Source organism: Anaerovirgula multivorans (assembly GCF_900188145.1).
Taxonomy (GTDB): domain Bacteria; phylum Bacillota; class Clostridia; order Peptostreptococcales; family Natronincolaceae; genus Anaerovirgula; species Anaerovirgula multivorans.
The window spans coordinates 1-26499 of the sequence record NZ_FZOJ01000016.1 but is presented as its reverse complement, the minus strand read 5'-3'; the positions used below and the strand labels follow the sequence as shown (position 1 = coordinate 26499).

Annotated in this window: 22 protein-coding genes and 1 other annotated feature; of the genes, 21 read left to right on the top strand and 1 reads right to left on the bottom strand. The window is 36.9% G+C overall.

The annotated features are described in order from the left end of the window. Nucleotides 1-307: 307 nt before the first annotated feature. The 12 genes from prdC to proC all read left to right on the top strand — a co-directional run bounded on the left by prdC (nucleotide 308) and on the right by proC (nucleotide 13447). On the top strand, nucleotides 308-1594 hold the full coding sequence (prdC, locus tag CHB72_RS15360) for a proline reductase-associated electron transfer protein PrdC (protein WP_176431404.1): 1287 nt from the start codon (nucleotides 308-310) through the stop codon (nucleotides 1592-1594). Between the two features lie 49 nt (nucleotides 1595-1643). Further along, complete coding sequence (gene prdA / locus CHB72_RS15355; RefSeq protein ID WP_089283773.1) at nucleotides 1644-3521, top strand: D-proline reductase (dithiol) proprotein PrdA; 1878 nt, start codon at nucleotides 1644-1646, stop codon at nucleotides 3519-3521. 47 nt (nucleotides 3522-3568) lie between these two features. Next, nucleotides 3569-3826, top strand: a complete 258-nt coding sequence (locus CHB72_RS15350; RefSeq protein WP_089283772.1) for a CBO2463/CBO2479 domain-containing protein — start codon at nucleotides 3569-3571, stop codon at nucleotides 3824-3826. Next, the gene (gene prdB, locus CHB72_RS15345; RefSeq protein ID WP_089283771.1) at nucleotides 3826-4554 is read left to right on the top strand and encodes a D-proline reductase (dithiol) protein PrdB; all 729 of its coding nucleotides are present in this window, start codon (nucleotides 3826-3828) and stop codon (nucleotides 4552-4554) included. The genes CHB72_RS15350 and prdB overlap by 1 nt, the downstream gene beginning before the upstream one ends. A gap of 72 nt (nucleotides 4555-4626) precedes the next feature. Next, the gene (gene prdD, locus CHB72_RS27800; RefSeq protein ID WP_089283770.1) at nucleotides 4627-5391 is read left to right on the top strand and encodes a proline reductase cluster protein PrdD; all 765 of its coding nucleotides are present in this window, start codon (nucleotides 4627-4629) and stop codon (nucleotides 5389-5391) included. A 13-nt stretch (nucleotides 5392-5404) separates the two neighbouring features. Continuing rightward, nucleotides 5405-5872, top strand: a complete 468-nt coding sequence (locus CHB72_RS27795) for a glycine/sarcosine/betaine reductase component B subunit (protein ID WP_089283769.1) — start codon at nucleotides 5405-5407, stop codon at nucleotides 5870-5872. Beyond that, the gene (locus tag CHB72_RS15330; protein WP_089283768.1) at nucleotides 5873-6877 is read left to right on the top strand and encodes a proline racemase; all 1005 of its coding nucleotides are present in this window, start codon (nucleotides 5873-5875) and stop codon (nucleotides 6875-6877) included. Nucleotides 6878-7043: 166 nt separating this feature from the next. Next, nucleotides 7044-7919 (top strand): sulfite exporter TauE/SafE family protein, encoded by an 876-nt coding sequence (locus CHB72_RS15325; protein ID WP_089283767.1) that lies wholly within the window; start codon nucleotides 7044-7046, stop codon nucleotides 7917-7919. 196 nt (nucleotides 7920-8115) lie between these two features. Next, nucleotides 8116-10137, top strand: coding sequence for a methyl-accepting chemotaxis protein (locus CHB72_RS15320; RefSeq protein WP_089283766.1), 2022 nt, complete (start codon nucleotides 8116-8118; stop codon nucleotides 10135-10137). Nucleotides 10138-10205: 68 nt separating this feature from the next. Next, nucleotides 10206-10529, top strand: a binding site (T-box leader). Nucleotides 10530-10579: 50 nt separating this feature from the next. Then, nucleotides 10580-11821, top strand: coding sequence for a glutamate-5-semialdehyde dehydrogenase (locus CHB72_RS15315; RefSeq protein WP_089283765.1), 1242 nt, complete (start codon nucleotides 10580-10582; stop codon nucleotides 11819-11821). A gap of 8 nt (nucleotides 11822-11829) precedes the next feature. After that, nucleotides 11830-12627, top strand: coding sequence for a glutamate 5-kinase (gene proB / locus CHB72_RS15310; protein ID WP_089283764.1), 798 nt, complete (start codon nucleotides 11830-11832; stop codon nucleotides 12625-12627). Nucleotides 12628-12631: 4 nt separating this feature from the next. Continuing rightward, nucleotides 12632-13447: a pyrroline-5-carboxylate reductase gene (gene proC, locus CHB72_RS15305; RefSeq protein ID WP_334293330.1), complete on the top strand. Its 816-nt coding sequence runs from the start codon at nucleotides 12632-12634 to the stop codon at nucleotides 13445-13447. A gap of 44 nt (nucleotides 13448-13491) precedes the next feature. Here proC and CHB72_RS15300 read toward each other — a convergent pair whose 3' ends face one another. Then, nucleotides 13492-15261 (bottom strand): sigma-54-dependent Fis family transcriptional regulator, encoded by a 1770-nt coding sequence (locus CHB72_RS15300; RefSeq protein ID WP_089283763.1) that lies wholly within the window; start codon nucleotides 15259-15261, stop codon nucleotides 13492-13494. A 629-nt stretch (nucleotides 15262-15890) separates the two neighbouring features. Between CHB72_RS15300 and CHB72_RS15295 the strand changes: the two genes are divergently transcribed. The 9 genes from CHB72_RS15295 (at nucleotide 15891) to thiS (ending at nucleotide 26167) form a co-directional block, all read left to right on the top strand. Continuing rightward, a complete protein-coding gene (locus CHB72_RS15295) occupies nucleotides 15891-17384 on the top strand; it encodes a sodium-dependent transporter (RefSeq protein WP_089283762.1) in 1494 nt (497 codons plus the stop codon). Nucleotides 17385-17571: 187 nt separating this feature from the next. After that, nucleotides 17572-17877 carry a (2Fe-2S)-binding protein gene (locus tag CHB72_RS15290; RefSeq protein WP_089283761.1) on the top strand — a complete coding sequence of 102 codons (306 nt, stop codon included), beginning with the start codon at nucleotides 17572-17574 and terminating at the stop codon, nucleotides 17875-17877. Beyond that, entirely contained in the window at nucleotides 17874-18983 is a 1110-nt protein-coding gene (locus CHB72_RS15285; RefSeq protein ID WP_089283760.1) for an NAD(P)/FAD-dependent oxidoreductase, read from the top strand. The genes CHB72_RS15290 and CHB72_RS15285 overlap by 4 nt, the downstream gene beginning before the upstream one ends. A 10-nt stretch (nucleotides 18984-18993) precedes the next feature. Beyond that, nucleotides 18994-19827, top strand: coding sequence for a (2Fe-2S)-binding protein (locus tag CHB72_RS27980; RefSeq protein ID WP_089283759.1), 834 nt, complete (start codon nucleotides 18994-18996; stop codon nucleotides 19825-19827). Beyond that, nucleotides 19820-20968 (top strand): NAD(P)/FAD-dependent oxidoreductase, encoded by a 1149-nt coding sequence (locus tag CHB72_RS15275; RefSeq protein WP_089283758.1) that lies wholly within the window; start codon nucleotides 19820-19822, stop codon nucleotides 20966-20968. The genes CHB72_RS27980 and CHB72_RS15275 overlap by 8 nt, the downstream gene beginning before the upstream one ends. A gap of 304 nt (nucleotides 20969-21272) precedes the next feature. Beyond that, nucleotides 21273-22724, top strand: a complete 1452-nt coding sequence (locus tag CHB72_RS15270) for a sigma-54 interaction domain-containing protein (RefSeq protein WP_089283757.1) — start codon at nucleotides 21273-21275, stop codon at nucleotides 22722-22724. A 547-nt stretch (nucleotides 22725-23271) separates the two neighbouring features. Next, complete coding sequence (locus tag CHB72_RS15265) at nucleotides 23272-23682, top strand: 4Fe-4S binding protein (protein WP_089283756.1); 411 nt, start codon at nucleotides 23272-23274, stop codon at nucleotides 23680-23682. Between the two features lie 26 nt (nucleotides 23683-23708). Next, nucleotides 23709-25868: an aldehyde ferredoxin oxidoreductase family protein gene (locus CHB72_RS15260; RefSeq protein ID WP_207652579.1), complete on the top strand. Its 2160-nt coding sequence runs from the start codon at nucleotides 23709-23711 to the stop codon at nucleotides 25866-25868. Between the two features lie 101 nt (nucleotides 25869-25969). Further along, on the top strand, nucleotides 25970-26167 hold the full coding sequence (gene thiS / locus CHB72_RS15255; RefSeq protein ID WP_089283755.1) for a sulfur carrier protein ThiS: 198 nt from the start codon (nucleotides 25970-25972) through the stop codon (nucleotides 26165-26167). Nucleotides 26168-26499: the final 332 nt, after the last annotated feature.

Sequence of the window (26499 nt, the reverse complement as noted above, 5' to 3'; positions counted from 1 at the left end):
GTTCGATTTTTTTTGTGATATTAGAGAATAAAAGCTATAAATATCAACGTTATTCTTTGGGAATAATGTTGATTAATATGTCGAAACAGAAGAAATGGTGTCGGTGTATTGACATTATTAGAAAAGAACAGATATTAGAAAAGAAAGTTTAGACAAAAGAATTCAAAGTTAAATAAATAACAAACAATAGGTAAATCAGTGGTTCTAGCTTTTTGCTATAGAAAAATTCTATATAAAAATAATAATTAATAGAAATTGGCACGCTACTTGCTCATATATATTGTCAGATTCAAGGAGGTGAAATAAGTTGAAAATTGTCATATCGTTGAAACAGCATGTGGGTGCTCCTTGTGAGGCGATTGTCAAAGCAGGAGAAGAAGTAAAAAAAGGACAGCTGATTGCTATCCCTCAAGGATTAGGTGCAAATCTACATGCCAGTATGCATGGTGTTGTAGAGGAAATCACTGAAGAAGCAATCATCATCCTACCTCATGATGAACAACCCCATGAATATATACAAATAAATGAAACAGATAATAAGCTGGAAGCAATCAGAGAAGCAGGGATTGTAGGAGCAGGAGGAGCAGGCTTTCCCACTCATGTAAAGTTAAAGGTAGACTTACAGGGAGGCTATGTCATTGCCAATGGGGCAGAATGCGAGCCAGTATTGGCCCACAACCTAAAGTTAATGGAGGAACAACCTGAAGTTATCGTTAGAGGGCTTAAGTATATAAAAGAAATTACCAATGCTTCAAAGGGTTACATCGCAATAAAAGAAAAACATAAAAAAGCAGTAGCAGCTCTTAAGAGAGCTTGCTCCATAGAGAAGGACATTGAAGTAAAGTTCTTACCAGATATGTATCCTTCAGGAGATGAAAGGGTAATTGTTAGGGAAATATTAGGCGTTGAATTGGAGCCAGGGAAGCTTCCGATGGAAGCTAAAGCGGTTATCCAAAATGTCGAAACCCTGAAGCATATTGTCAATGCAATAGAGTTGAGAAAACCTTATATTACAAAAGACCTAACAGTAGCTGGCCGTGTAAAGGATGCTAAAAAAGGAAGAGTGTTTTTGGATGTACCACTGGGAGAACCAGTAGGAAAGTATATTGATCTATGTGGGGGATATGTAAAGCCCTACGGTGATATCACATTAGGGGGACCCTTTACTGGAGGACCTGGAAGAGAAGATTCTCCTGTTACCAAGACCCTAGGTGGAATTCTAGTGGCTATGCCATTCCCACAAGAAACAAGAAAAATAGGAATTCTAGCCTGTGAATGTGGTGCTCAAGAGGAAAGATTAAGAGTCATTGCTAAAGCCATGGGAGCAGAAGTGGTAGCAGAGGAAAAATGCAAGAGAATGGTAGAGGTGAATGGCAGGTACCGTTGTGATAAACCAGGGGTATGTCCTGGACAAGCTGAAAAGGTTTTAAAGATGAAGAAAAAAGGGATACAAGTTCTTTTAACAGGCACCTGCGGAGACTGAACGAATACCGTCATGAACGTAGCTCCTAGGTTAGGAGTTCCAACTTATCACAGTACAGATCATGTGCTTAGGGCAGTAGGATCAAGGCTTGTTAGAAGAAGTGAAGATTAATAAAATACAAAATAACTAAATGAAAGAATCTAGATAGGAGGCGAATTAAATGGCAATAACTCCAGAAACTGCAAAAGAACATGCAAATGACTTAGCAGTAGTATGCTGTAGAACAGAAGCAGGAACAATTATTGAAGCGAGCAATCTTGAAGATCCAGCGATTTTCCCAGATTTGGAAGATTCAGGATTATTGCAAATACCTGAAAACTGTCTTAAAATAGGCGAGGTTTTAGGTGCAAAACTTACTAAAACAATCGATTCATTAGTACCATTAACACCAGATGTATTAGAGGGAGTACAGGCTATGAAGGAAGAAAAGCAAGTAGAAGCACAGGAAGAAGTTCAGGCTACAGTAGAAACACCAGCAGTACCAGTAGCTTCAGTAGTACAAGCCGCAGGTGGTGTAGTAAAAATCCACATTGGTGAAGGAAAAGATATCAATCTTGAAATCCCATTATCAGTAGCAGGTGCAATGGGAGCAGCTCCACAAGCAGCAGCAGTAGTTGGTGCACCGCAGGTAGTGGCGACAGAAGACAAAGCAGGAAAAGAAGTGGCTTTAGAAGCAAAAGCACTTAGAAAGCTTGTAAAAAAGCACTTCAAAATTGAAAAGGTAGTATTTGGATCAGAAACAAAGATCGAAGGAACTACTTTATATATAAGAGAAAACATTTGTGATGATGCTGTAAATGTAAGCAAGCTTGTTACATCAATAAAAGTAGAAATCATCACTCCTGAAGATTATAACAAATACAGTGAAACCATCATGGACGTTCAACCAATTGCTACAAAAGAAGGAGAAAGCAAACTAGGACAAGGTGTAACTAGAGTGCTGGATGGCGTAGTAGTTGTTGTAACAGGAACGGATGAAAAGGGAGTACAAATTGGTGAGTTTGGTTCATCAGAAGGGGTTCTAGAAACCAACATTATGTGGGGAAGACCTGGAGCACCTGATAAAGGTGAAATCTTCATCAAGACTGAAGTCGTGATCAAAGAAAACACTAACATGGAAAGACCAGGACCATTAGCGGCTCATAAGGCTACAGATTATATCACACAAGAAATTAGAGATGCTTTAAAGAAGGCAGAAGAAACTCTAGTTGCTGAAGAAGAAGAGCTAGTTCAATATAGAAGACCTGGTAAAAAGAAGGTAGTAATTATTAAAGAAATCATGGGTCAAGGAGCAATGCATGACAACTTAATCCTTCCTGTAGAGCCAGTAGGGGTTATTGGTGGTAAACCAAACGTAGACTTAGGAAACGTTCCAGTTGTTCTTTCTCCACTAGAAGTACTTGATGGTGGTATCCACGCATTAACATGTATCGGACCAGCATCTAAAGAAAATTCAAGACATTATTGGAGAGAGCCACTAGTAACAGAAGTAATGCATGACGAAGAACTAGACTTAGCAGGTGTTGTATTTGTTGGTTCTCCTCAGGTAAACAATGAGAAATTCTATGTTTCTGAAAGATTAGGAATGATTGTAGAAACAATGGACGTAGATGGTGCCTTCATCACAACGGAAGGTTTTGGAAATAACCACATCGACTTTGCTAGCCACCACGAGCAAGTAGGTATGAGGGGAATCCCAGTAGTAGGTATGTCCTTCTGTGCTGAGCAGGGAGCACTAGTTGTAGGAAACAAATACATGAAATACATGGTTGATCTAAACAAATCAGCTCAAGGTATAGAAAATGAGATTTTATCCAACAACACCTTATGTAAAGAAGATGCTATCAGAGCAGTTAATATGCTGAAGGCAGCTATCGCTGGAGAAGAAGTTAAGCCTGCTGAAAGAAAGTTTAATGCCAATGTAAAGGAAAACAACGTTGACATCATAAAAGAGCAAGCTGGTAGAGAGGTAGAATTAGTAGCAAATGAGCAATCTTTACCAAAGAGCAAGAAGAGAATGGAAATCTACGAAGCATAATTATTAAAACAATCTATTATAAAGAAATAAATAGAAAAGGTGATTCTATGAAATATGGAGACAAAATCATATATATCGAAGGTATCGTAGTAGAGGTTCACGATGGCTCCATATCTGTTGACCTTAAAGGTAGATTAGGATTTCTAAAGGTGCCTATGAGGATGATCATTAGTGATAATCCTATCAAGGTAGGACAAGAAGTAGCCTTAAGAATGAGTTTTTTAGAAATTATTAGCGAAGAAGTAAATGAAAAATATATTAGTAATATTGAAAAAAGGAATAGGGACAAGAAGGAGGTAGAATAATGGCTAATTTAACAGTAGTAAAAGGCCTACAATCAGAAATATTTGTACCAATTACTCCTCCCCCAGTATGGGCGCCTGTAACAAAAGAGCTTAAGGACATGACAGTAGCACTGGTTACAGCAGCAGGAGTACATTTAAAATCCGATAAAAAATTCAACTTAGCTGGAGACTTCACCTTTAGAGCAATTCCAGGAGCTGCTCCAGTAAGTGAAATGATGGTATCACACGGTGGATATGATAATGCAGATGTTAATAAAGATATCAATTGTATGTTTCCAATCGATCCGATAAGAGGATTGGTAGAAGATGGTTTTATCAAAGCGATCTCTCCTGTAAACTTCGGTTTCATGGGTGGTGGTGGAGACCAAGCAAAATTTAGAGAAGAAACAGGTCCAGAAATTGCTAGACAATTAAAAGAAGCTGGAGTAGATGCGGTTCTTCTAACCGCTGGCTGAGGTACCTGCCACCGCTCTGCTGTATTAGTACAGAGAGCGATAGAGGAATCGGGGATTCCTACAATCATTATTGCAGCTTTACCGCCAGTAGTTAGACAAAATGGCACACCAAGAGCAGTTGCTCCACTAGTTCCAATGGGTGCAAATGCTGGAGAACCAAACAATCCAGAAATGCAAAAAGCAATTTGTGTAGATACATTAAAACAACTAGTTGAAATACCTAGTGCCGGAAAAATTGTACCACTACCTTATGAATACGTTGCTAAGGTATAAACCATAAAAAACTTAGCCTATCTTTCCATTAGGGGAAAGATGGGCTAGGTATGTAAATAAAGGGTGGTTACAGTGAAGAAAGAGGAAAAACTACTAAGAAGGCTTGTTATTAAAACCTATCATATAGAGGATGTAGAGCTAGTAGATCAGGTGTCAATTGAAAATAACAGACTTCGAATTTCTATGCAATCATTTGACAAATTAATAACAAAATCCCAACAGATACAAAAAATAGAAGTAGAAATCATTCCTCCAAACGACCATAACCGATGGACAAACAGTATTATGGATATCATTCCTATATCTACAAAGGTATTAGGAAAACTAGGGGAAGGAATCACTCATACCTTAACAGGTGTCTATATCATGTTGACAGGAATAGACGAAGCAGGAAATCAAGTCGCTGAGTTCGGTTCATCAGAAGGCATATTGAAGGAACAGCTTTACTTAAATAGAGCAGGAACACCAGCTGATGAAGATTATATCATAGCTGTAAACGTTACTCTTAAGGAAGGTCAAGGTACCAATAGAGCAGCTATCATAGAAGCCCATAGGATCTGTGACTTATTTGTTCAAGAAATTAGGGACAAGCTTAAAAAAGCAGATGGCAGAAGTTTTACGGAAAAACATGAGTTTTATGATAAAATCCGACCAAACAAGAAAAAAGTAGCCATTATAAAACAAGTAGCTGGTCAAGGGGCAATGTATGATAATCAAATGTTACCCCTAGAGCCCAGTGGCTTTACTGGAGGACGTTCTATTATTGATTTAGGGAATGTACCAATCATATTGACTCCTAATGAATATAGGGATGGGGCCCTTCGGGCAATGACTTAAAGAAGGTGATTGAATGGGTATAGGACCATCAACGAAGGAAACAACATTACATCATTTTAGAGATCCACTCTTAAATGTAGTTGCTAATGATGATGATATTGATTTAGTAGGAATTATCATCGTAGGAACACCCCAACACAATGAAGAAAAAGACTTTGTGGGGAAACGTACTGCCACCTGGTTAGAAGCAATGAGGGTAGATGGTACGATTATATCAGTCGATGGCTGGGGAAACAGTCATGTTGATTATGCTAATACAATTGAAGAGATAGGCAGTAGAGGTATCCCTGTAGTTGGAATGAGCTTTGTAGGAACACAAGCCAACTTTGTAGTGAAAAATCAGTACATGGATACAATTGTAGATTTCAATAAAACTCCAGCGGGCATTGAAACAGAAGTAGTAGGAGAAAACACTCCTAATTATCTAGACGCAAAGAAGGCATTGGCATTTTTAAAACTCAAAATGAGGGAGGCAGATTAAATGAAATTTGTTAGAAGTATTCACACGATTGATTCCCATACAATGGGAGAGCCTACAAGAATTGTAGTAGGGGGAGTACCAAGAATACCTGGTAAGACAATGGCAGACAAAAAGAAATATTTAGAGGATAACCTAGATTATGTAAGAACCTCTTTAATGCATGAACCTAGAGGACACAATGATATGTTTGGTTCCATCATTACTAACTCCACCATTGATGAGGCAGATTTCGGTATCATCTTTATGGACGGCGGTGGATACCTAAATATGTGCGGCCACGGATCTATAGGGGCTGCCACAGTAGCGGTGGAATCTGGGATGGTAAAGGTTACAGAACCTTATACTGATATTATCATGGAAGCTCCTGCAGGAATTATCAAAGCTAGAGTTAAGGTAGAAAATGGTAAGGCAAAGGGAGTATCTATTACCAATGTACCATCCTTTCTATATAAGCAAGATGTAGTGATTGATATTCCTAATATAGGAAAAGCAACGCTTGATATCGCCTTCGGAGGAAGCTTCTTTGCTATTATAGATGCAAAGCAATTAGGTGTAAAGGTAGAAACCGCTCAATCTGATTTATTAATCAACCTAGGCCTACAAATAAGAGATATTGTAAATCATACTGTAAAAGTACAACATCCAGAAAAGCCATATATTAACAGCGTAGACTTAGTAGAAATCTTCGATGAAGCTAGCAACCCAGAAGCTCATTATAAAAATGCTGTTATCTTTGGACAGGGACAATTGGATCGTTCTCCTTGTGGAACCGGAACAAGTGCAAAATTAGCTACGCTATATACCAAAGGACATCTAAAGGATGACGAAGATTTTATTTATGAAAGTATTACAGGAACTATGTTTAAAGGTAGAGTTTTGGGTCATGAAAAGGTAGGAGAATTTGACGCAATCATACCGGAAATAACTGGAAGTGCATACATTACTGGATTCAACCATTTTGTAATTGACCCAGAAGATCCTTTAAAATATGGTTTCTGCTTATAGATATACGCCTCTATGTCTGAATTTTAATATACACGGCCTACGTTTCGTCCTTGGCAAAAAGTCGTAGCTAAGGACTGCAAATGTAGTCCTTAGCATATTAAAATTCACAGGCGTATCTCTATATAGTATCGCCTGACAAAAGAAAAAAATAAAAGGAGGAAAAAAAATGATAACAGGAGTTTTAGGAATTTTAGGGTTATTAACAGCATGGTTTGGTTTTGAATTTGCAAAGGACTTATCCAAGAATCAAGTTAATATGGAAAGCGAAACAAATTTTGTTACTTCTAGTGCAATTGGTTTTGCAACAAACTTTTTCGATACTTTAGGAATCGGAAGCTTTGCACCTACAACCGCATTATTAAGAGGATTTAAACAGATTCAAGACAAAGTGTTACCTGGAACACTAAATGTATCTTGTACTATTCCAGTTGTGGCGGAAGCATTTATTTTTATTACAGTTATCACAGTTGAACCCGTTACATTAATTGGTATGTTAGCGGCAGCCACTTTAGGTGCTTGGTTAGGAGCAGGATTTGTTTCAAATCTACCAGAAAAGAAAGTTCAATTAGGTATGGCAGTTGCATTATTGGTGACAGCTTTCTTAATGCTTGCAGGTATGATGGGATGGATGCCAGGTGGTGGAGATGCCATTGGTTTAACTGGAATGAAATTAATCATCGCTATCGGTGGTAACTTCATCTTGGGAGCATTAATGACACTTGGTATCGGATTATATGCACCGTGTATGGCGTTGATTTACTTTTTAGGAATGAGCCCCGCTGTTGCTTTCCCAATTATGATGGGTTCTTGTGCCTTCTTAATGCCTGTTGCTTCAGTGAAGTTTGTTAGAGAAGGATCCTACAACAGAAAAGCTTCACTTGCCATTGCTATCTTTGGTTTAGTGGGAGTATTTATTGCAGCTTACATTGTAAAATCCTTACCACTTGATATTCTTAGATGGTTAGTAATCGCAGTTGTAACTTATACATCTATTACTATGTTTAAATCTGCTACAAAACCAGCAGAAGCTATAGCGAAGTAATTACAAAGACAATCTATAATTAATTAATGAGACAGAAGAGTTTTAGAAGCCAAATATCACCTTGATAAATAGGGCCTCTAAAACTCTTTTTATTTAATGAATAATTATGGAATATTTTCCAAATATATGATAAAATAGAAAATGTGCCAAAAGACGACAGAAATGTCCAGAAAACGACAAAAAGGAGGATAAGCCAGTGAAGAATGTTAAAAAACAATCTTTAGCGAAAAAAATAATAACAGGAGTAATACTTTGCTTAATTATTACCGTTACTTCCACTACGATATTAGCTGTAAGGGTAGCGAAGGATAATCTATATAAGCAGATGGAGCTTCAGGGAAAAGATTTGGTAAAGTTGGTTTTATACCAAGCAAGAATGCTGGAAACAATGAATGAGGATATTGAGGAAATCTTAAATAACTATTTATATGATGCAGCTTTTAGTATTGCCAGTACGAATTCCTATGATAATGCCACCTTAGAAGCATTGTCTAATAAAACCGGATTGGCAGAGGTCAATATTATCGATGAGAATGGAGAAATTATCTACTCTAATATGACGGGCAATCTAGGATACATATATGGTGAAAGCCACCCAATGCAGCCAGTTATTAAAGGAAACCAGGAAAAGGTAGTAGAAAGCATTAGACAAAGTGAGGTTGATTCAAAGTTTTATAAATACGGAGGGGTAAGGCTTTTAAATGGCAAAGGGACAGTTCAAATTGGCATCTCTGCCGATGATATAGAGAAAATGAAGGATGGGTTCAGTATTCAGAGGTTACTGGAATCTATTGGACAAGAGGATAATGTTATCTATGCCTTGGTAGTAGACGAAAACCTAACCGCTATAGCCCATAATGAAAGAGACCGAGTAGGAATGGTTTTTGACTACGAGGGGGAAAGAATGGCGGTTGAAAATGGTGAAGAGCATACCGGGATCTTTCACTCCAGTGAAAGGGGTATGAATGTTTATGAGGTTATTCTACCATTACATAACCAAGCTGGAGAAATCGTTGGAGCTATCAACATGGGGTTATCTGTAGCTGGAGTAGAAGCAGCAGCAAAGGCGATGGTTTCCAGAAGTATTATAGTTGCTGTTATAACTTCTCTTATAGGGATATTACTAGTTTTCCTATTAATACAGAAGGTGATCAAGCCAGTGAAAAGCTTAGCTGCTGCTGCTGACCAAATTGCTCTTGGAGATTTAAGAGAAAAAATAGAAGTGACTTCTAAGGATGAAATTGGAAGCTTAGCTTATTCTTTTTCTACGATGGTAGATAGTGTCAAGGATATGATTAAGAAAATTATGGCGACATCCACAAGTATGAATACCTTTAGTGATGAACTGGTGGCTTCAGCACAACAGAATGCCACAGTATCGGATCAAATTGCTAAAGCAACAGAGGAGGTAGCCGCAGGGGCATCTGAACAGGTGCAGAAAACCAACTATGTGAAAGAAAATGTAGATGTTGTTTCAGATAGAATTAAGGAGATCGTTAATCATATTCATGAGTTAAAAGTGTCTACAGAGTCTATGGTACAATCAGCCAATGACAGTAGACAGGAAATGATGGAAATGAATCAACAAATAGGTATTATTAGGGAATCTTCTCATCTTTCCAGTGATACCATAAAGAATCTAAGTAACACGTCTCAAAAAATTGGTCAGATTGTAGATGTAATTAATCAAATCGCAAATCAGACAAATCTTTTGGCATTAAATGCTGCTATAGAAGCTGCAAGAGCAGGGGAAGCTGGGAAAGGTTTTACTGTAGTTGCAGAAGAAATAAGAAACCTTGCAGAGCAATCAGTAAAATCAGCAGAAGATATTACGAAGCTGATCCAAGAAACACAGCAGGAGAGTGCAGCTGCTATCGTTACAATAGACGACAGTGTAGCTGAAGTTGACAAAGGACAGCAAATGGTTGTTAAGGTAGGGGATTCTTTTGAATCCATTGTAACTACCATTAATGAAAATCAAAAATTATTTTTAAATTTAGAAGATGCTATGGTAAATCTTAACAATAAATTTAATGATACAACAAAATTAGTAAATGATATTGAATTTATTGCAGAAGAGACCGCAGCCAATACCCAAGAGGTGGCGGCATCAACTGAGGAACAAATGGCTTCTGTTCAGGAAATCACCTCCTCTATTGAGCAACTGGATGGTATGGTAGAAGAGTTAAATCATTTAATTGCACAGTTTAAAATATAGTTCACATAAAAAAATGCTTCTTGACAGTCATCTTATTTTTGTATATAATGATTTCCAAACATAAGATGGAAAGTGCGTTGAAGGAGAATAGTAAAAAAGCGACGTTTCACAGAGAGTAAGGTAATGGTGAGAGCCTTATAAACTAACTTTTCGAACCCGCTCTAGAGCATATGATGATAAAATGAGACTTAATTCAGAGGGAGTTTTTACTCCCACTGAATTGTAGCCGAATTTACTTCGAGGATGTAGTGCTTGAACTGTCGCTTGGAAAGCGAGAGTTTTAGCAATACACCGAAGGATAAAGTCATTACGGTGGTAATCCCGTTACGATTATAAGAAGTGAACCTTTTTGGTTAATTAGGGTGGTACCGCGGGTAACTCTCGTCCCTTTCTTGGGATGGGAGTTTTTTTATTACAAAAAAACTGATAAGGAGTGATGATGATGTCAACTTTGATAGAACAAGGTAAAATACTAAAAAAAGCAGCACAGGCTTTAGGGACAGTTGATACAAAGGTAAAGAATGCAGCTTTAAGGCAAGTGATATTAAGCTTAAAACAGCATGAAGAACATATTTTACGGGAGAATCAAAAGGACATCCAGAATGCTGAAAACAACAATATGAAGGAAAGTCTAATTGACAGATTAAGACTAACTGAGGAACGGATAGCAGGTATGATAGATAGTATTAACACAATCATTGACTTAAAGGATCCTGTTTGGAGAAGTAATGATGTATGGACATTAGAAAATGGTTTAACTGTTAGTAAAATGACGGTGCCTATCGGGGTAATCGGAATTATTTATGAGTCAAGACCTAATGTAACGGTAGACGCCTTTGCCCTAACCCTAAAGAGTGGCAATTGTGTTTTGCTAAGAGGTAGTTCCACATCACTACATTCCAATAGAGCATTGGTATTTGCCATTAAGGAAGGTTTGAAGAATAGTTCTATTTCGGAGGATGTAATTAGCTTGATTGATGATTCTGATAGGGCAGTTGTGAAGGAAATGTTAACCTTCAATCAATATATTGACTTAATCATCCCAAGAGGTGGTAAAGAATTAATCGATATGGTTGTTAAAAATGCCACTGTTCCTACGATTGAAACAGGGGTGGGGAATTGTCATATCTTTGTGGATGAAAGTGCTGACCTTGAAGGGGCTGTAGATATTATTGAAAATGCTAAGGTACAGCGACCAGGAGTTTGCAATGCATGTGAAACAATATTAGTACATGAAAAGGTTGCAAATGTACTATTACCTAAACTGCATGAACGTATTAGCAGCAAAGTAGAAATGAGGGGCTGTACTGTAGTACAGAAATTGATCAATGTGAAGGAAGCTGTAGAGGAAGATTGGGCTGAAGAGTATCTGGACTACATTTTAGCTGCCAAGGTTGTAAAAGATATGGATGAAGCTATCGAACATATTAACCAATATGGCACAAAACATTCAGAAGCCATCCTGACGGAAAGCTATGGAAATGCTAATCAGTTTTTAAGACAAGTAGATGCAGCTGCAGTTTATGTCAATGCCTCTACTAGATTTACTGATGGAGGAGAATTTGGTTTTGGTGGAGAAATGGGGATCAGTACCCAGAAGATGCATGCAAGAGGGCCTATGGGTGTAAATGAATTGGTGACAGTAAAATATACCATTGTTGGCAATGGTCAAATTAGAGGGTAGTGAAAATTATGATAGCTGAATTAATAAAAGATAGCAAAAAGATTGTCATTAAAATTGGCAGCAACACGTTAGCCAACGAAGATGGTACCATATGTAGAGATTTTTTACAGAATTTAAGTAAACAGATACAGTTTCTGATAGAAGAGGGAAAACAGATAGTGATTGTTTCCTCAGGTGCAAGAATTGCTGGAGTATCCACTCTAGGAAAATGGATGCGCAAGGAGGATATGCATTACAAACAAGCCCTTTGTGCTATTGGCCAAGTTGAATTAATGGATGCCTATAGAAGGGTCTTTGCAGTTCATGATTTACACATTGGGCAGATGCTTTTAACAAGGGAAGATTTTTCTGATACTAATAGAACATTGAATATACGAAATACATTATTTACATTGGTAGATGAAAGTGTGATTCCCATCATTAATGAAAACGACACAGTAAGTGTGGAGGAAATAAGAATTGGAGATAATGATACTTTAGCTGCTTTGACAGCAAATCTCTGGAATGCGGATCTGCTAATATTATGTAGTGATATTGACGGGATATATGATAAAAACCCTAAAGTTCATAAGGATGCTAAGTTGATTGAGGAAGTAACCAATATCAAGCAATTGATCAAGACCATAGAAATAGGAGAAGTAAATGACTTCGGTACAGGGGGTATTGCTACCAAGATTGGCGCTGCAAAAACAGTAAATGATTATGGTATACCAATGATTTTGGCAAATGGAAAAAAGGAAGACATTCTATTAAAACTATTAGAGGGCACAGAAAAAGCCACAGTTTTTTTAGCAAATAATGAATGAGGTGATGGATTTGGAAAAGAAAATAGGTTTTATCGGAGCTGGGAATATAGCCTATTCTATTGTAAAGGGCTTGATAGATCAGTTTTCTAATATACAAGAAAACATATACATTAGTAACAGAACTTTTGAAAAGGCTCAAGTCTTTCATGAGGACTTTGGCGTTCATCCTGAGAGAAGTAATGTAGACGTTATAAAAAAATGTGATATCATTTTATTAACCACAAAGCCTGATGTCTACAAGCATGTTTTAAAGGAGATAAAAGAGTATATAAGGGAGGACCAAATTATTGTTTCCATTGCAGCTGGTATCTCCATAGATTATATAGAAGATTTTTTTTCACAACCTAGGAAAATTGTTCGAACTATGACCAATACATCGGTTTTAGTGGGAGAAGGTATGACGGCTTTAACCCCAAACTCACAAGTAAGTAATGAAGAGCTGGAGGATGTATGCCAGATTTTCAAAAGTATAGGTAAAGTTGATGTTATTAAAGAAGAACATTTAGATGTAGTGGCCTCTATCAGTGCAAGTAGCCCGGCTTACGTATATATGTTTATTGAAGCCCTAGCTGACGGTGGGGTGCTGGAGGGAATGCCTAGGAAAAAAGCCTATCAATATGCTGCCCAGGCTGTACTAGGAGCTGCTAAAATGATATTGGAGACAGGAAAGCACCCAGGGGAATTGAAGGATATGATATGTTCTCCTGCAGGAATTACTATAGAAGCCGTCTATGCTTTAGAACGAAATCATTTTAGGGCTTCCATTATTGAAGCAATGGAAGTTTGTACAGCTAAGTCTAAGAAGCTTGTTAACAAATAAATATGAGAAGGTGACATAGGGGGCAATGTCCCCCTAAACTTAGCCTATAGCATTTTATATCGTTTCAATTTGTAATAAAGGGTAGTTCTTGGAATATTTAATAAAACTGCTGCTTTTGATTTATTGCCATTAGCTCCCTCTAAAGCCTTTCTAATCATCCTTAATTCCATATCCTTCAAATTATTTTCTAAGCCTTCTGAGGTTTTCTCCAGCTTTTTAGAAGAAGTTGAAATAGTAAGTTTTTCTAGAATATAAGGGGGAACTGAATCGATGGATATTTTTTCATTGCCGCTTAAGACCAAGATATATTCTACAGTGTTTTTTAGTTCTCGTATATTCCCCTGCCAGTCATAGCGTAAGAGAATATTATAAACCTCTTTATCTATAGGAGGAATTCGGATTTTATTTTTAGCACATATTTCTTTCAGGAAGCCTTCAAATAGTAAAATGATATCTTCTCTACGTTCTCTAAGGGGAGGAAGACTAATATTCACAACATTTAGACGATAAAAAAGATCCTTTCTAAATAACCCCTGCTTAATCATATCACCCAAATTTTTATTTGTAGCAGAAATAATGCGAACATCTACCAACATAGAACGACCCGAGCCAATACGGAGCACACTTCCCTCCTGAAGTATACGCAATAGCTTTCCCTGTAGAACTAAGGGCAAATCTCCAATTTCATCTAGAAACAATGTTCCATGATCAGCTAATTCATAGTAGCCAATCTTTCCATTTTTTAAGGCACCAGTAAAAGCACCACCTACATATCCAAAAAACTCACTTTCAAAAAGGTTCTCAGGTATTGCACTACAATTTACTGGTACAAAAGGACCTTTTCTTCCGCTGCGCTTATGAATCGCTCTTGCAAATACTTCTTTGCCGGTACCGCTTTCTCCAGTAATTAAAACACTGGCATTGGTTTTAGAAACATTCTTAGCAATCTGTATTTTGTTCTGAATGATTGAATTTTTTCCATGTATATGTCCAAGTGAAAAAAAATCTTTAGAAAACCTTTCGACCTCTTCCTTAAGGAGATTAATCTGAGAATTAGCATTTTCCAGCTTTGTAGATAGCTTTCTATATTCTGTAACATCTCTCTCAGTAGCCACAACGCCTAGAAAGTTGCCATCAACATAAATCGGTAACGCACTAATAATTACATGATAGTCAGGCTTAGGAGAATGATAAATATTTTCTATTGGAATTTTCTGTTCCAAGACGGATAAACTCAAAGCATTGGGGAAATAATCCTCCAACTTTTTATATAATATTTCCTTTGCTTTGATACCGTATATATTTTCAGCATTTTTGTTCCACAGTAGAACATGACCCAAGTGGTCTGTGACTGTGACGGCTTCATGCATGTTATCAATGATGTTCATGTACTGCTTGTTAATAGTTTGCAGCTTTCTGTAATAACTGTTAAGGATGTTGTCCATCCGTATAATACCCAATATTTTTTGATTCTCATAAATGGGTAATCTACTGATGTGATTATTAATCAATATTTCCCTTGCCTCCGATATTAATTTGTCGGAAGTAATGGTCAGCACATTTCTTGTCATACAAAGAGCAACAGGTAAGTTCATTGTTTTTCCCTGCTTTTTAAGCCTTGAGATATCGGATAAGGTAATAATTCCAAGCAGCTTATCTGCATCATAGTCGTTTTCTACAATCAGAGCATCCAGGATATTTTCCTCTAATATTTTATCGATAACCTTAGATAAATGCATATCAGGAGGAACCTTTAAAATATCGGAAGATAGTATCTCATTAACTTTATACTTAGACAGTTGATCTTCAAGCAAAAAAATCACCTCTTTAAACAAGTATAAATCAAGGAATATAGATAAAAGTGGTAGAGGATGAATAACGGCGGCTAGTTCTTTAAAATATGTTGGAGGGTAGTAGAAATGAGTAATTGAATAGTTATTAATAGTATATCCCCTATACTATTGAAAAACAAGAAAATTATTTGAATTATCTAATAATATTCTGACGAAAATTTGACATCTGTCCGAATTTAGACGGATAGATTTTAACAGCATAAAAACAGGATTTAAGAAGGAATATTTTCTTATACTAGGGTTTTTCGCCTCTTACAATGTCTAAATGTTGACACATTAGACATTGCTGTTGAGACAAATGCTTCATATGAAAGTTGTTCCTACACCAGGAAATAATATAAAAGAAAAAGAATACAATTTCCTATCATAGGACTTATAAGGATTTCAGCCATCAATACCAAATTCGAATTACCTGAAAATTTAATATAATTTGAATTTGGCATTAAAATTGCTTTGTTATAAAGTAGTTCTAATGATTTTGTAGGAAGGCTTTCTTTACATAAATATCTTTTATGAGGGAATTCAAATTATTAGGAAAGGAGGCAAGACAGCAAATCAATTTCATATTGAAAAAGTAAGGAGGTAGATTTATGAGTCAAAACAAAGAGCAATGGGGAAGTAGAATAGGATTTATTGCAGCAGCTATTGGTATGGCTATTGGAACAGGTAATATATGGAGGTTCCCAAGGGTAGCTGCTGCAAATGGAGGAGGACCCTTCGTTATTGCTTGGACCATCGCATTATTTGTATGGGCAATACCATTACTAATGGGAGAAATGGTAATGGGTAGGAGAACAGGGTTAGGTACTATTGGAGCCTTTAGAGATTTTGTAGGTAGAAAGTACACATGGATGGGAACTTGGATTGCAGTAGTTTGTTTAGGCATCATGTTTTATTATTCTGTAGTTATGGGATGGTGTGTCAAGTACTTTACACTAGCTGTCTCAGGAGCTTTTAAACCAGGTATAACCATTATTGAAACAGAGGCTATCTGGAATATGTTTACTACCACTCCTTCTCAAACCATACTGTTCCACTTTATATCTATGCTTATAGCAGGTTTTATTATTTACAGAGGGGTATCTGGAGGAATAGAAAAAGCTTCAAAAATTATGATTCCAACCTTATTCATATTATTAATCATTGCGGTAATAAGATCCCTTACTCTTCCAGGAGCGTTGAAGGGATTGGAGTATTTGTTTAGTCCTAACCTAAAAATGCTTGCAACACCTAAAATATGGCTAGAAGCCTTTACACAGGCTGCATGGTCAACGGGGGCAGGATGGGGTTTTATTATCACCTATGCCACTTATACCAAATACAAAGAGGACGTTGCAGGAAACTGTATGATTATGGGCTTTGGTGATAACCTAGGGGCTTTGATTGCTGGCATGACAGTATTACCTGCTATCTATGCTTTAGCACCTACAGCTGAATTTGCAGCGGATGCTTTATCTTCAGGCAATACTGGGCTTACTTTTATCTACTTAGCACAGCTTTTTACAAAAATGCCGGCAGGAGGCGTATTAGCAGCTATTTTCTTTCTAGCAATGGCTGTTGCTGCACTATCTTCATTACTACCTATGATTGAAGTAGGTGTTAGAAATCTAATGGATATGGGGCATAATCGAAATAAGGCAACGCTTTATATTGTTGTGTCAGGGTTTCTATTAGGAATCCCTTCAGCCTATAGTCTAAACTTCCTGGATAATCAAGACTGGGTTTGGGGAGTAGGATTACTGGTAAGTGGGTTATTTGTTTCCTTCGCTCTAATGAAATATGGTGTTGAAAAGGCTAGAAATAAAGATATTAATACAGAGTGGGCTGATTTTAAAGTGGGTAAATGGTGGTCTAGGTGTATAACCCTCTTTCCTGTATTCTTCGTTATTGTTACAGGCTGGTGGTTTATGCAGGCGATTTCATGGTATCCAGATGATTGGTGGAATCCATTTGAAGTCTTTAGTGCTGGAACCATCATAGTACAATGGGCAGTATTAATTGTTATTGCAGTACTAACAAACAACTGGTTTGCTGATAGGATTAGAGAGGGCAGAGATATTACAGCTGGTGATGTAAAGGCCTAGTGTGAGGGGGGAAAACAAATGTCAGAAACTTCTGTAGTAATGATGGTATTGGTTTTGGGTTTTTACGGAATTGGGTTTATTATGCTGCTAAATAAAGCCTTTAAATCAAAAGACACTAAGTAGTTTTTTTAGATTCTCTTCCTTCGGGAAGAGAATCTAAAAATCAAAATAAATGGAGGAATGCTTAATGAGAATTCAAGAACATCCGATACTATCCTTTGAAAGAGGGGAAAAAGTTTTCTTCACTTATAATGGCAAAAAGCTAGAGGGTTATGAGGGGGAAACAATAGCTGCCGCTCTTCATGCTGCTGGGATCAAAGTTTTAAGTCATAGTATTGAACATCTTAAACCAAGGGGCTTTTATTGTGCTATTGGCAATTGTTCCTCCTGTTTTATGGAGGTGAATGGGGAAGCAAATGTACGAGTATGTGTAGAGCCATTAAAGGAAGGAATGGTTGTAAATACCCAAATAGGAAAAGGTGATTTGCTATGAAAAATGTAGAACTGATGGTGATAGGAGGAGGACCTGCTGGACTTTGTGCAGCTATAAAGGCGGCAGAACTAGGTGTCAGTGTACTATTGGTTGAAAGAGATCGGTGGTTAGGAGGACAATTGGTTAAACAAACCCATATGTTTTTTGGATCAGAAAAGCAGCATGCAGCTACAAGAGGAATTGATATTGCAAAACTTCTGATAGATAAGATTGAAGCTATGGAAAATATAGAGGTTATAAAAAACGCCACGGTGCTTGGCATCTATGAAGATGGAATCATTACTATAGAAGGGGAAGGAAAATACCAAAAAATCAAACCAAAGGCGGTTATTGTTGCTACTGGTGCCAGTGAAAAGACATTAGCATTTCCCAAAAACGATTTACCCGGTATATATGGAGCTGGAGCAGTCCAAACCTTGATGAATGTCTATGGGGTTAAGCCTGGCCAGCGTGTGTTGATGGTAGGAGCAGGAAACATAGGTCTAATTGTAACCTATCAGCTGATGCAGGCGGGAGTACATGTGGAAGCCATTATAGAGGGGGCTCCCAAAATAGGAGGCTATCTAGTGCATGCATCTAAAATAAGAAGAATGGGGGTTCCTATTTATACAAGCTACACGGTAAAGGAGGCCGAAGGAGAAAATGATTTAGAGGAGGTAACCATCTGGAGATTAGATGAAGGCTGGAATCCCATACCTGGAACTGAGATAAGACTGGACGTTGATGTCATTTGTGTTTCAGTAGGATTAACACCTTTATCAGAGCTTTTATGGCAGGCAGGATGCAAAATGCAGTTTGTAACAGCTCTTGGGGGATTTGTACCTATTAGGGATGAAGAGATGCAAACCTCTGTAAAGGGAATTTTTGTTGCAGGAGATGTTGCTGGTGTAGAGGAGGCAAGTAGTGCCATGGTAGAAGGACAGCTGGCGGGATTATCAGCAGCTTCCTATCTAGGGTATACCGTATACAATATTAAGGAGATAAAGCAGGATTTATTACACCAACTTCAGGCATTGAGATCAGGACCTGTTGGTGAAAAAATACGACAGGGAATCTCTGAAATAATTGCATCAAAAGAAGTAGCCGCCGCCGCGGAAGGATTATAGGAGGTGAGGGATGGTGTTAAAGTGTACTGGGATACCAACAAATGAGGATTTGGAAAGGGTATTCCCATCCAAAGAGCGCTTAGAAAAGGGACCGATTGTAGTTGTTGAATGTTTTCAAAGGATACCTTGCAACCCTTGTCATACAGCTTGCAGCAAAAATGCCATTAAAGAATTTGACGATATAAATAATTTACCAGTGGTAGAAGAGGATGTATGTAACGGATGTGGTTTATGTGTTAGTAAGTGTCCAGGATTAGCCATCATGGTGGTAGATATGACCTATTCAGAGAAGGAAGCGATACTGAAAATACCCTATGAGTTTTTACCGCTGCCAGAAGAAGGGGAGCTTGTACTAGGGTTAGATCGTGAAGGAAAAGCAGTTGACAAGGTTCGAGTAGTAAAAGTACTTAATACAAAGGCAATGGATAAAACCCCTGTGTTATTTATTGCTGTAAAAAAAGAGGATATAAAAAGGGTTAGAAACATAAAGCTACAGGAGAAGGAAAAAAAATTTCAAACTGCATGCTGTAGTGATTTGATAGAAAAGAATAGTAAGCTCTCCAAAGATACAGTTATATGCAGGTGCTCAGACGTAACACTTGAACAGATAAGGGGGCTAATCAAGAAGGGGTATACAACATTTGATGAAATCAAACGAATTAGCAGAGTAGGGATGGGGCCATGTCAGTCTAGAAACTGTGGACAGCTGGTACTTAGAGAAATTTCTCAGATGACAGGAACACCAATTTCTAAGCTGATGCTTGGAACCTATAGGCCTACAACGAAATCCATAAAGCTTGGAGAAATTGCTGAGGCTGTTGATGGAGGTGAACACAATGATTAAAACCGCAGAGGTTGTTATTATAGGAGGGGGAATATCGGGATCTTCTATAGCTTATAACTTAGCAAAAAAGGGAGTAAAGAACATTGTACTCTTGGAGAAGGCATATTTGTCCAGTGGTGCAACAGGTAGATGCGGAGCTGGAATACGACAGCAGTGGGGTACAGAAATGAATTGTAGAATTGCCAAATTATCCTGCGATTTTTTTGAAAGGGCTAATGAAGAGTTGGATTATGAAGAAGATATCGAATTTAAACAGGAAGGATATTTGTTATTATCTAGTACAGATAAAGAGCATCAACAGTTTATTAAAAACGTTGAACTACAAAATAGCTTAGGGATACCCTCCAAGCTGTTAACATTAGAGGAAGCAAAGGAAATTGTCCCGTTCCTTAACACGGAAGGTTTAGTGAGTGCAACCTATTGTGAAAAGGATGGTCACTTAAACCCCTTCCACGCAACTCAAGCCTATGCTAATGCTGCAGAAAGATTAGGTGTTAAGATATATAAATTTACAGAAGTGACAGGCATCCTGATAGAACAAGGAAAGATAAGGGGAGTTAAAACTACAAAAGGAAACATTGCTACCAACATTGTTGTGAATGCAGCTGGAGGTTATGCCCAACTAATAGGGAAAATGGTAAAATTGGATTTGCCTCTTTATTCGGAAAGGCATCAGATTTTAGTAACTGAGCCTATGGAAACTATTTTGAAGCCAATGGTAATGTCCTTTTCTTTAAATATGTACTGTCAACAGGTTCCACATGGGGGGGTCATTATGGGCAGAGGAGACGAAAATGAACCTAGAGATTTTCGTATTACCTCTAGCTGGCAGTTTTTAGATGAGATGACAACAACAGTGACAAAGCTGCTGCCACCTCTTAAAAATGCAAGGCTATTGAGGCAATGGGGAGGGCTCTATAACATGACTCCAGATCGTCAGCCAATTTATGGTGCAGTAGATGAAATAGAAGGGTTTTATCTAGCGGTAGGTTATAGTGGACATGGATTGATGTTTGGACCTGCCACCGGGCTGTTAATGGCAGAAATCATTCTACAGGAAGAATGTACTATTCCAATTGATATGCTCCATCTAAATCGTTTTAGAAAAGGTGAATTAATTTTTGAGCCATCAGTTGTTTAATGGGTACCTAAAATTAATATATTCAAAGAATGTGGCCCTCCCAATAAAACCAGGGAGGGTTGTTGATTTTCAATAATAGGCTTTGGACTTTTCAAGACGGGGATAGCTGTTATTATAATATCATTATCTACAATAGCAGCTTTAGATTTACTTTAAGTAAAAATTGATAGAGAAGGAAAAAACTGCTATACTAGAAGTAACTAAAGGGTTGAAATGAAAATTATATTTAGGAAATTATAACGTAAATATTTAAGATGTCAAATTATAATATTAGAAATATTATGCCATTAAGGGTGGAGGAACGATGGACATCAATTCTTTTTTTCAAGAAAAAAAGTATATTTATAAAATTTTATCGACTATTAATGAACAAGTATATGTTGTCAATAAAGATATGGAAATTATTTATGCCAATAAAGCAGCACAAGAAAATGGATTCAATCAGGAAAATGTGCTTGGTCAATCTATTTTTAAAGTTTTTCCTCATCTAAATAAAGAAAACAGTTCATTTGTAAAGGTTTTTGCTACTGGTGAGCCTGTAATAGGAAGTGTTTGCACCTATATTACCAATAGAGGAGAACGAAAAATCTCACTAACTTCAACCTACCCAATAAAAGAAAAGAGAGAGATTATTGGTGCTTATGAAATTGGAGAGGATATCTCAGGAATTAACAAGTTATCAGAAGATTTGCTTTCAAATCAAATGGGGCAGAAGAGTGGGGATATTTATAGCTGTGCTAAACCCAAAATCAATAAATTTTATGACATTGACAGTATTATCGGAGAAAGCTCGGAAATTAAAAAATTAAAGGAAAAAATCTTAATTATGGCCAATAGTCAATCGAACGTTCTAATCTATGGAGAGACTGGTACAGGAAAAGAACTGGTGGCACAATCTATTTATTCTTTTAGCAAAAACTCTAAAAAAGCTCCTTTTATTGCTCAAAACTGTGCAGCTATACCAGAATCTTTGTTAGAAAGCATCTTATTTGGAACTGTGAAGGGTAGCTTTACAGGGGCCGAAAATCGACCAGGCTTATTTGAACTTGCCAATGGAGGCGTACTATTCTTAGATGAAATCAATTCAATGCCCAAAAATCTTCAGGCAAAAATTCTTAGAGTCATTCAGGAGGGAGAAGTTAGACGTGTTGGGGGAGAAAAAGAAATTCCAGTAAATTTTAAACTAATTTCCTCCACTAATGTGAAACCCGAGATACTTCTGCAAACAGGTGAGATACGAAAAGATTTATACTATAGGCTTAATGTTCTTTATATTGAAATCCCACCCTTAAGGGATAGGAAAGAGGATATTCCCTATTTGGTCCAGATTTTTATAGAAGAATACAACAAAAAATTAAATAAAAAAGTAATTGGTGTTGATGAAAAAACAATAGAATCTTTTATGGATTATGACTGGCCAGGCAATATTCGTGAGTTGAAAAATATTGTGGAACGCTTTATGAATATGACCAATGGAAAAGTTATTAGATTTGATGAAGGGCAATTTTCTCCCTGCTTAGTAATCAAGCAAAAGGATAGGTATTCTTCTCCCATAAAGAAGGAGGGGAGAATACGGTTAAAAGAGGCTGTTAAAGATTTAGAAACAGATATTATAAAAGAAGCATTAAAACAAACTGGAGGTAATATCTCTAAAGCGGCTAGAGATTTAGATATCCCTCAACAAACCTTAAATAATAAAATTGACAAATATAATCTCCGTCTTTTCATAGATAATATGCGGTATACTCAGGAGTAGCAAAGAAAGATTAGTTTGATATATGGAGTGCTTTGAGGGTGGTACAATCTTCAAAGCATTTTTTGTGTAAAAATATTACTAGGAAATAGATGGTTTTATTAAAGCAGAAAATTGGATTTTACTTGCTAAGAGTCTATTTAGAGCCTATGCTATAGACCTCTCAACGATATTCATTATTAAACGAATAAAAACAATCAAAGAAACTAGAGCTTTAGGGAAAATATCAAAAAAATCTATTTAAGCTATAGAAGCTACTGAAAAACTATCAAAAAAATGGGTAAAATGTTGGGTAATTATAGGCTTGAAAATATTATGTTTAGAGGATACAGATGGATATTTTTAAACTTTCGAGATTTTCTTCCTTGAAAATCATATTTCGTATAGTTGTATAGAGGCTTACGGAAAATTTGGAACAGTTATTGCATACTAACAGAAGGTAAGCCTATATAATAATAAAAAAGGAGGAGAACAAAGTAATAGGAAGGAACTACTGTTTACTTAAAAATAAATAGTTCCTTTACCAATTTTGATAAAGAGGGGGAGCGACATGAAGTATTTAGCCAGGAAGGATAGTCTATGTATTAAGTGTCATCAATGCGAAGAAATCTGTAGTAAAGCATTTTTTAAAACAGATAACGTAGAGAAATCCTGTATTCGTATTACTGAAGAGATTGATAAGGTAATTGTAGCATGCAATCAATGTGGTATATGTATTGATATTTGTCCAGTAAAAGCTATTACTAGAGATAGTAAAGGAATAGTAAGAATTAATAAAAAAGAGTGTGTAGGATGTTTTATGTGTGTAGGTTTTTGCCCAGAAGCAGCTATGAGGCAGCATGACGATTATATAGAGCCGTTTAAATGCATAGCCTGTGGACTTTGTGCAAAGCAATGCCCTACAGAAGCAATTTATATAGAAGAAAAAGCTAAAGAGCAGGTAGCTGCAATAAGTGATTAATAAAAGGCGAAAGGAGGGCAAAAAAGATGATGAATGTCAAGGATTTAAAAGAAAAACACAAGCTGTTAACGGAATATTCCTATGAATTAGGTAAAGTTGATAAAGGCTATACAAATAGGACATTGTATATTAATCTATCAGAAAATAAAATTCAAGCTAAATCAGTTACACAAATGATGAAAGATAAGTTTATTGGAGGTAAGGGATTTGGCTTATGGTATCTATGGAATGCAGTAACACCTAAAACCAAATGGAATGATTTAGAAAATCAAATCGTTATTGCTGGAGGACCTATATGTGGTATTACTCAATATCCAGGAGCTGGTAAATCATTAATATGTACAATATCTCCTCTTACAGGAATACCAATAGATAGCAATGTAGGAGGATATTTTGGACCTCTATTAAAATTTTCTGGATGGGATGCTTTAGAGCTTCAAGGCAAAGCAGAGAAGGATGTAATTATCTACATTGATGGAAATAAAGGGACTGTAAAAATAGAAGAAGCTCCTTTAGAAGCTATTGATGGGCATGTGTTAGGGGAACAATTAACAGAAATGTATGCAGATTCAGAGGAGGACAAGAGGAATGTTGCTGTTGTGACGGCGGGAACAGCAGCAGAAAACACCCTTATTGGTCTGCTAAACTTTACATTCTATGATGTCAGAAGAAAGGTAGCTCGATTAAAACAAGCGGGAAGAGGCGGAATAGGTACTGTATTTAGAGATAAGAAAATAAAGGCTTTGGTGGTAAAATATAAAGGAGTAAAAGGAGATCTTAATAACCCAGTAGATCAACCGATGATTAATAAGACCGGAATAAAGCTTCATAAGGAGATATGTAAGCTAGATGAAAAGCAAAACAATATGAGAAAGATAGGTACGGCCAATATCATAGAAGTAATGAATCAATATGATTTGCTTCCTACCCACAACTTCAAATATGGCAGCCACCCTGATGCTTATAAAATTGCATCGACCGTATTTATAGAGAAGTATATTACCCAAGGCATGGCAGATGGTTGCTGGTATGGCTGTTCCATGGCCTGTGCAAAGGCTGCAGATAGATTTCAATTAAAAACAGGGCCTTATAGAGGGCATTTGGTTACGGTTGACGGCCCAGAATACGAAAATGCAGCAGGATTAGGGTCAAACTGTGGTATATTCGATCCTGAAGCTATATTAGAGTTAAACTTTTACTGTGATACCTATGCAGTAGATACCATATCCTTTGGTACACTGACTGCTTTTGTAATGGAATGCTATGAAAATGGTATTATAAATAAAAAAATTACAGATGGTTTAGAACTTAATTTTGGAAATGCTGAGGCGGCTCTAGAGCTTCTGCACCAGATGTCACGAGGAGAAGGATTTGGCAAAATAGCAGGTCAAGGTGTTCATAGAATGAAGAAAATATTTGCAGAGGAATATGGTGCTGATCCAGACTTCCTGTTTGATATTGGTATGGAGCAAAAAGGATTGGAATACTCTGAATATCTATCTAAAGAATCTTTAGCACAGCAAGGGGGATATGGACTTACAAACAAGGGTCCTCAGCATGATGAAGCATGGTTGATTTTCATGGATATGGTGAATAATCAAATCCCAACCTTTGAAGATAAGGCAGAAGCTTTACATTATTTCCCAATGTTTAGAACTTGGTTTGGACTCTATGGCCTATGCAAGCTCCCTTGGAATGACATTGCTCCTGAAGACAATGCTTTAACTGATGAACCTGCAAAAATACCTGAGCATGTTCAAAACTATGTGGATATATGCAATGGTGTTACTGGAAAAAACATAGATAAACATGAATTGATTAGAGAATCTGAAAGAGTATATAATTTTCAGAGAGTATTTAATATTAGAATGGGTAAAGGATTAAGAATACACGATAAAACCCCTTATCGATCCATGGGGCCTGTAACAGTAGAAGAGTATGAATCAAGACAAGAAAGATATGACAATCAACTAGAAGAATTGGCAGGGTATAATCCAGCAGAAAAGTTGACACAGGAAAAAATAGCACTATTAAGAAGATATCGTGAAAATCAGTTTGGAAAATTAACCGATGCAGTATATGATAGAAGGGGATGGACGAAGGAGGGGGTACCAACAATAGAGCATCTTAAAAAAATTGGTATGGATTTACCTGAGGTTATAGAAGTAGTGAAGCAGTATTTATAAAAGCTCTAAGCCTTTGAATCATGGGGGGGCAAAAATTCTTCATGGATATTAATAGGAAGCATAGTTGTAATAATCTACTTCTATAGATTGGAGGGCTAGGGATGATAAAGGTAAATGGAAGGGATGCTGAATGGGAAGAAGATTTAACTGTTGAGAAGCTACTAGAAAAAAATAAATATACTTTCCCAAAAATTTATGTAAAAATTAATGATGAGCTGGTTCCCCAACATGAATATGCTATAAGAATTATTATGGATGAAGATGATATCAAAGTAATCCATCTTATGGCAGGAGGATAATTTGCTAAATTATAAATAAATTTAAATAGCAGGGAGATTCCCTGCTATTTTCTAAACTAAACATATTTGAATGAATCATCATTTTTAGATAAAATCTTTTTGACGAGTTTCCAAGGCTAATTACCTAGATTTTGTACAAACAAGACCATAGCACTTTCCAATAGTTACCATGGTAGCATTACCAAAAAACAACTAAAGGTGAGAATAGCCCGCCCATAGAAGTATTTTTTATCCCCCAAAAATCCTACGAAAGGCGGTATCTCACCTATGAAAAGTATATCATTCAAACTAGATGAGAATAAAGTGGTAAATACTTCTGCTTGGCTTGTTTC

What these genes read in the sequence shown, in the direction of transcription:
- CHB72_RS15285 (WP_089283760.1), top strand. Translation starts at nt 17,874, where the DNA reads ATGAAAAATGTAGAACTGATGGTGATAGGAGGAGGACCTGCTGGACTT.
- thiS (WP_089283755.1), top strand. Translation starts at nt 25,970, where the DNA reads ATGATAAAGGTAAATGGAAGGGATGCTGAATGGGAAGAAGATTTAACT.
- prdA (WP_089283773.1), top strand. Translation starts at nt 1,644, where the DNA reads ATGGCAATAACTCCAGAAACTGCAAAAGAACATGCAAATGACTTAGCA.
- CHB72_RS15295 (WP_089283762.1), top strand. Translation starts at nt 15,891, where the DNA reads ATGAGTCAAAACAAAGAGCAATGGGGAAGTAGAATAGGATTTATTGCA.
- CHB72_RS15330 (WP_089283768.1), top strand. Translation starts at nt 5,873, where the DNA reads ATGAAATTTGTTAGAAGTATTCACACGATTGATTCCCATACAATGGGA.
- CHB72_RS15325 (WP_089283767.1), top strand. Translation starts at nt 7,044, where the DNA reads ATGATAACAGGAGTTTTAGGAATTTTAGGGTTATTAACAGCATGGTTT.
- CHB72_RS15275 (WP_089283758.1), top strand. Translation starts at nt 19,820, where the DNA reads ATGATTAAAACCGCAGAGGTTGTTATTATAGGAGGGGGAATATCGGGA.
- proC (WP_334293330.1), top strand. Translation starts at nt 12,632, where the DNA reads ATGGATTTGGAAAAGAAAATAGGTTTTATCGGAGCTGGGAATATAGCC.
- CHB72_RS15350 (WP_089283772.1), top strand. Translation starts at nt 3,569, where the DNA reads ATGAAATATGGAGACAAAATCATATATATCGAAGGTATCGTAGTAGAG.
- CHB72_RS27795 (WP_089283769.1), top strand. Translation starts at nt 5,405, where the DNA reads ATGGGTATAGGACCATCAACGAAGGAAACAACATTACATCATTTTAGA.
- CHB72_RS15260 (WP_207652579.1), top strand. Translation starts at nt 23,709, where the DNA reads ATGATGAATGTCAAGGATTTAAAAGAAAAACACAAGCTGTTAACGGAA.
- CHB72_RS15270 (WP_089283757.1), top strand. Translation starts at nt 21,273, where the DNA reads ATGGACATCAATTCTTTTTTTCAAGAAAAAAAGTATATTTATAAAATT.
- CHB72_RS15265 (WP_089283756.1), top strand. Translation starts at nt 23,272, where the DNA reads ATGAAGTATTTAGCCAGGAAGGATAGTCTATGTATTAAGTGTCATCAA.
- CHB72_RS15315 (WP_089283765.1), top strand. Translation starts at nt 10,580, where the DNA reads ATGTCAACTTTGATAGAACAAGGTAAAATACTAAAAAAAGCAGCACAG.
- proB (WP_089283764.1), top strand. Translation starts at nt 11,830, where the DNA reads ATGATAGCTGAATTAATAAAAGATAGCAAAAAGATTGTCATTAAAATT.
- CHB72_RS27980 (WP_089283759.1), top strand. Translation starts at nt 18,994, where the DNA reads ATGGTGTTAAAGTGTACTGGGATACCAACAAATGAGGATTTGGAAAGG.
- CHB72_RS15290 (WP_089283761.1), top strand. Translation starts at nt 17,572, where the DNA reads ATGAGAATTCAAGAACATCCGATACTATCCTTTGAAAGAGGGGAAAAA.